This window comes from Mycobacterium sp., assembly GCF_049683935.1.
GTDB lineage: Bacteria > Actinomycetota > Actinomycetes > Mycobacteriales > Mycobacteriaceae > Mycobacterium.
Window position 1 is genome coordinate 1 of sequence record NZ_JBAUJR010000105.1, and the last position, 6,378, is coordinate 6,378.

Sequence of the window (6,378 nt, forward strand, 5' to 3'; positions counted from 1 at the left end):
ACGACCCACTGGTGATGCGCCGCGCCCTGGAGTACGCGACCGGCCTGGGCGTGCTGATCGCCCAGCATGCCGAGGAACCACGACTGACCGTGGGCGCCATCGCGCACGAGGGTCCGAACGCGGCCAAGCTCGGACTGGCCGGTTGGCCGCGTGCCGCCGAGGAATCGATCGTCGTCCGCGACGCACTGCTGGCCCGCGACGCCGGCGCCCGGGTGCACATCTGCCACGCCTCCACCGCGGGCACCGTGGAACTCGTGAGATGGGCCAAAGAGCAGGGGATCTCGATCACCGCGGAGGTCACGCCGCATCACCTGCTGCTCGACGACACCCGCCTCTACAGCTACGACGGGCGCAACCGGGTCAACCCGCCGTTGCGTGAGGCCAGCGATGCCGTGGCCCTGCGCCAGGCACTCGCGGACGGTGTGATCGACTGTGTGGCAACCGATCACGCTCCGCACGCTGAGCACGAGAAGATGTGTGAGTTCGCCAATGCCCGGCCGGGCATGCTGGGTTTGCAGACGGCGCTGTCAGTCGTGGTCGAGACGATGGTCGGACCCGGCCTGCTGACGTGGCGCGATGTCGCCCGGGTGATGAGCGAGAGCCCGGCGCGGATCGTCGGACTGCCCGATCAGGGGCGACCGTTGGAGGTCGGTGAGCCCGCGAACCTCACGGTGATCGACCCCGACTCCTCGTGGACGGTGGCCGGTCCCGCGCTTGCCAGCAGGTCGGACAACACGCCGTATGAGGAGATGGTGTTGCCCGCGGTGGTGACGGCGACGATGCTGCGCGGCAAGATCAGCGCCCGCGGCGGCGAGGCGCGCGGGTGAACACTCCGACACTGATCGCCTCTCTGGTGATGGCCGGGGTGCTGGTCCTGGTGATCGCGGTGCTGATCCAGGCGATGATCCGCGGGTGGCGTCGCCGTGTGGAGCGGCAGGCGCTCATCGTGGGAACGCTCCCGTCGCTGCCCGACACCGTCGGTCAGGTGACCGTCTCGGCCACCAAAGGTCTATATGTCGGCAGCACGCTGGTGCCGCACTGGAACGACCGCGTCGCCGCCGGCGATCTCGGCTTCCGCGCCAAGGCTGTCCTCAGCCGTTATCCGGAGGGAATCATGTTGCAGCGCAAGGGTGCCGGGCCGATCTGGATACCCGAGGAGGCGATCGTCGACATCCGCGCCGAGAAGAACCTCGCTGGTAAGGCGCTGACGCATGAGGGCATTCTTGCGATCCGCTGGCGGCTGCAGTCCGGCGCAGAGATCGACACCGGTTTCCGCGCCGACGACCGACGCGACTATTCGAAATGGCTGCCGGAGGAGGTTGCATGACCGCACGCACTGCGTTCCTCGTGCTCGAGGACGGTCGGATCTTCACCGGGACGGAGTTCGGCGCTGTCGGTCAGACGCTCGGTGAGGCCGTGTTCTCCACCGGCATGTCGGGCTACCAGGAGACCCTCACCGATCCCAGCTACCACCGCCAGATCGTGGTGGCGACCGCGCCGCAGATCGGCAACACCGGCTGGAACCTCGAGGACAGCGAGAGCCGCGCCGACAAGATCTGGGTCGCCGGCTACGCGGTACGCGACCCGTCGCCACGAGCCTCGAACTGGCGCGCCACCGGCACTCTCGAAGACGAACTGGTGCGTCAGGGCGTCGTCGGGATCGCCGGTATCGACACCCGCGCGGTGGTGCGCCACCTGCGCAGTCGCGGCTCGATGAAGGCCGGGGTGTTCAGCGGCACCGCGCTCGCCGACGCCGACGAGATGCTGTCCCGGGTGCGCGGCCAGGCCGCGATGCTCGGCGCGGACCTGGCGGGCGAGGTCAGCACCGACGGCAGTTACGTCGTCGAACCCGAGGGGCCGCAACGGTTCACCGTCGCGGCGCTCGACCTGGGGATCAAAACGAACACGCCACGCAATTTCACCCGGCGTGGGATTCGCACGCACGTGCTGCCGTCGTCGGCCGCGTTCAGTGAAATCGCCGATCTGCGTCCGGACGGTGTGTTCCTGTCGAACGGACCGGGTGATCCGGCGACTGCCGATCACGTGGTCGCCGTGACCCGGGCGGTACTCGACGCTGGAATCCCGTTGTTCGGCATCTGTTTCGGCAACCAGATTCTGGGCCGGGCGCTGGGCCGCTCGACCTACAAGATGACGTTCGGACACCGTGGTATCAACATCCCGGTGATGGACCACACCACCAACAGGGTGGCGATCACCGCGCAGAATCACGGTTTTGCGCTCGAGGGCGAGGCCGGCGAAGAGTTCGACACGCCTTTCGGGCGGGCGATGGTCAGCCACACCTGCGCCAACGACGGTGTGGTGGAGGGAATCAAACTGGTCAGCGGGCGGGCGTTCTCCGTGCAGTACCACCCTGAGGCGGCCGCGGGTCCACGCGACGCCGAGTATCTGTTCGATCAATTCGTGGATCTGATGGCAGGGGAGAAGTAGATGCCGCGTCGCACAGACATCAACCACGTGCTGGTGATCGGCTCCGGCCCGATCATCATCGGTCAGGCCTGCGAGTTCGACTATTCCGGCACCCAGGCCTGCCGGGTGCTCCGGGCCGAGGGCCTGCAGGTCAGCCTCGTCAACTCCAATCCGGCGACGATCATGACCGACCCCGAGTTCGCCGATCACACCTATGTGGAGCCCATCACCGCGGAGTTCGTCGAGCGGGTCATCGCCCAGCAGGCCGAACGCGGCAACAAGATCGACGCGCTGCTGGCCACCCTCGGCGGACAGACCGCACTCAACACCGCGGTCCAGCTCTACGAGAACGGCGCCCTCGACAGATACGACGTCGAGCTGATCGGCGCCGACTTCGAGGCCATCCAGCGGGGCGAGGACCGGCAGAAGTTCAAGGACATCGTCAGCAAGGTCGGCGGTGAATCAGCCCGTAGCCGGGTTTGTTTCACGATGGACGAGGTGCGTGAGACGGTGGCCGACCTCGGCTTGCCGGTGGTGGTGCGGCCGAGCTTCACGATGGGCGGCCTCGGGTCGGGGATGGCTTACTCCGCCGAGGACGTCGAGCGGATGGCCGGCGACGGTCTGACCGCCTCGCCCTCGGCGAACATCCTCATCGAGGAGTCCATCTTCGGGTGGAAGGAATTCGAACTCGAGTTGATGCGCGACGGCCGCGACAACGTGGTGGTGGTGTGTTCGATCGAGAACTTCGACCCGATGGGTGTGCACACGGGCGATTCGGTGACGGTGGCGCCGGCGATGACGCTGACCGATCGCGAGTACCAGACCATGCGCACGCTGGGCATCGACATTCTGCGAGAGGTCGGGGTCGACACCGGCGGCTGCAACATCCAGTTCGCGGTCAACCCGGCCGACGGGCGACTGATCGTCATCGAGATGAACCCGCGGGTATCACGTTCCAGCGCACTGGCTTCCAAGGCCACCGGGTTCCCGATCGCCAAGATCGCCGCCAAGCTCGCCATCGGCTACACGCTCGACGAGATCGTCAACGACATCACCAAGGAAACCCCCGCCTGCTTCGAACCGACGCTGGACTACGTGGTGGTCAAGGCTCCGCGGTTCGCGTTCGAGAAGTTCCCCGGCGCCGACACGACGCTGACCACCACGATGAAATCGGTGGGGGAGGCGATGTCGTTGGGTCGCAACTTCATCGAGGCGCTCGGCAAGGTGATGCGGTCTCTCGAGACCAAGCGGGCCGGATTCTGGACGGGTGCGGAGGTCGAGGGGACTCTGGACGAGGTCCTGGAGCGGCTGCGCACCCCCACCGACGGTCGGCTCTACGACATCGAGTACGCGTTGCGACTGGGCGGCACCGTCGAGACGGTGGCACAAGCCTCCGGGGTCGACCCATGGTTCGTCGAGCAGATCGCGGGCCTGGTCGAGCTGCGCACCGAACTGATCGACGCACCGGTGCTCGAAGCCGGACTGCTGCGCCGCAGCAAGCACCACGGTCTTTCCGACCGTCAGATCGCCGCACTGCGACCGGAATTGGCCGGTGAGATGGGTGTGCGGTCGCTACGGCAACGGCTGGGGATCCACCCGGTGTTCAAGACCGTCGATACGTGTGCCGCGGAGTTCGAGGCCAAGACCCCGTACCACTACAGCAGCTACGAGCTGGATCCCGCTGCGGAAACCGAAGTCGCGCCGCAGGCGGAGCGGCCCAAGGTGCTGATCCTGGGGTCCGGGCCCAACCGCATCGGGCAGGGCATCGAGTTCGACTACAGCTGCGTGCACGCCGCGACGACGTTGAGCCAGGCCGGGTTCGAGACGGTGATGGTCAACTGCAATCCCGAAACCGTGTCCACCGACTACGACACCGCCGACCGGCTCTACTTCGAACCGCTGACCTTCGAAGACGTCCTGGAGATCTACTACGCCGAACAGGAGTCCGGACGCGGCGGGCCCGGCGTGGTCGGCGTGATCGTGCAACTCGGAGGCCAGACCCCCCTGGGCCTGGCCGAACGTCTTGAGAAGGCCGGGGTGCCGATCGTCGGCACCAAACCCGAGGCGATCGACCTGGCCGAGGACCGCGGTCGCTTCGGCGAGGTGCTCACCAACGCCGGTCTGCCCGCACCGAAGTTCGGCATGGCGACCAGCTTCGACCAGGCCCGCAAGATCGCCGCCGACATCGGCTACCCGGTGCTGGTGCGACCGTCCTACGTGCTCGGCGGGCGCGGTATGGAGATCGTCTACGACGACGAGACCCTCGAGGGCTACATCACCCGCGCCACCGAACTGTCTCCCGAGCACCCGGTCCTGGTCGACCGCTTCCTGGAAGACGCGATCGAGATCGACGTCGACGCCCTCTGCGACGGCACCGAGGTCTACATCGGCGGTGTGATGGAACACATCGAGGAGGCGGGCATCCACTCCGGCGACTCGGCGTGCGCGCTGCCGCCGGTGACGTTGGGCCGCAGCGACATCGAGGCCGTCCGACGTGCCACCGAGGCCATCGCCTTCGGTGTCGGAGTGGTCGGACTGCTCAATGTGCAGTACGCGCTCAAGGACGACGTGCTCTACGTTCTGGAAGCCAACCCGCGGGCGAGTCGCACCGTGCCGTTCGTCTCCAAGGCCACCGCAGTGCCGCTGGCCAAAGCCTGCGCGCGGATCATGCTGGGCGCCACCATCGCCCAGTTGCGTGAGGAGGGGGTGCTGGCGCGCACCGGCGACGGTGGTAACACACCGCGCAACGCCCCGGTCGCCGTCAAGGAGGCCGTGCTGCCGTTCCACCGGTTCCGTAAGGCCGACGGCAGCCAGATCGATTCGCTGCTGGGCCCGGAGATGAAGTCCACAGGCGAGGTGATGGGCATCGACCGTGACTTCGGTAGCGCGTTCGCCAAGAGCCAGACCGCCGCCTACGGTTCGCTGCCGGTGCGGGGCACGGTGTTCGTCTCGGTGGCCAACCGGGACAAACGCTCGCTGGTGTTCCCTGTCAAACGCCTCGCCGATCTCGGCTTCCGGGTGCTGGCAACCGCAGGAACTGCGGAAATGCTGCGGCGCAACGGGATTCCGTGTGACGAAGTGCGGAAGCATTTTGAGTCCCCCAGTCCGGACCGGCCTGCGCTGTCGGCCGTCGACGCGATCCGGGCGGGGGAGATCGACATGGTGATCAACACGCCCTACGGCAATTCCGGACCCCGCATCGACGGGTACGAGATCCGCTCGGCGGCGGTCTCGATGAACATCCCGTGCGTGACCACCGTGCAGGGCGCATCCGCGGCGGTCCAGGGGATCGAGGCAGGCATCCGCGGCGACATCGGCGTGATGTCGCTGCAGGAACTTCACAGCACGTTGGGGTCCTGACCGTGGGCGGGTTCGGTCACCGCCTGTCCCGCGCGATGGCGCAACGGGGTCCGTTGTGCCTGGGGATCGATCCCCATCCCGAACTGCTGACCGCGTGGGGGCTGACCACCGACCCGCAGGGTCTGGCGCGCTTCAGTGATATCTGTGTGGCCGCTTACGAGGGCTTTGCCGTCGTCAAACCCCAGGTGGCGTTTTTCGAGGCGTACGGGTCGGCGGGATTCGCCGTGCTCGAGCACACCATCGCCGCGCTGAGGGATTCCGGCGTGCTGGTGCTCGCCGATGCCAAGCGTGGCGACATCGGTTCGACCATGGCCGCCTACGCGCAGGCCTGGGCGGGTGACTCGCCGTTGGTTGCCGACGCGGTGACCGCCTCGCCCTATCTGGGCTTCGGGTCGTTGCAGCCGCTGCTGGACGTGGCGCACCAACACGGCCGCGGGGTGTTCGTGCTGGCCGCGACGTCGAACCCGGAAGGAGCCTCCGTGCAGCGCGCCGAATCGGGGGGACTCACGGTGGCCCAGTCCATGGTCGACGCCGCGGCCGCGGTCAACAGGGAGCGGCCGGGGTTGGTCGGCGTGGTCGTCGGTGCCACGC

Annotated in this window: 5 protein-coding genes; all 5 read left to right on the forward strand. The window is 67.3% G+C overall.

What is annotated here, in order from left to right; genetic code table 11:
• Positions 1–827 (forward strand): dihydroorotase (locus tag WA965_RS05795; RefSeq protein ID WP_526447224.1); only part of this gene is annotated, 827 nt, incomplete at its 5' end.
• Positions 824–1,327 carry a PH-like domain-containing protein gene (locus WA965_RS05800; RefSeq protein ID WP_526297571.1) on the forward strand — a complete coding sequence of 168 codons (504 nt, stop codon included), beginning with the start codon at positions 824–826 and terminating at the stop codon, positions 1,325–1,327. The genes WA965_RS05795 and WA965_RS05800, both read left to right, overlap by 4 nt.
• Positions 1,324–2,448: a glutamine-hydrolyzing carbamoyl-phosphate synthase small subunit gene (gene carA / locus WA965_RS05805; protein ID WP_526297569.1), complete on the forward strand. Its 1,125-nt coding sequence runs from the start codon at positions 1,324–1,326 to the stop codon at positions 2,446–2,448. Before WA965_RS05800 ends, carA begins: the two co-directional genes overlap by 4 nt.
• Positions 2,449–5,787, forward strand: coding sequence for a carbamoyl-phosphate synthase large subunit (gene carB / locus WA965_RS05810; RefSeq protein WP_526297567.1), 3,339 nt, complete (start codon positions 2,449–2,451; stop codon positions 5,785–5,787).
• A 2-nt stretch (positions 5,788–5,789) separates the two neighbouring features.
• A partial coding sequence (gene pyrF, locus WA965_RS05815) for an orotidine-5'-phosphate decarboxylase (RefSeq protein WP_526447226.1) occupies positions 5,790–6,378 on the forward strand: 589 nt, incomplete at its 3' end.

What these genes read in the sequence shown, in the direction of transcription:
- carA (WP_526297569.1), top strand. Translation starts at nt 1,324, where the DNA reads ATGACCGCACGCACTGCGTTCCTCGTGCTCGAGGACGGTCGGATCTTC.
- carB (WP_526297567.1), top strand. Translation starts at nt 2,449, where the DNA reads ATGCCGCGTCGCACAGACATCAACCACGTGCTGGTGATCGGCTCCGGC.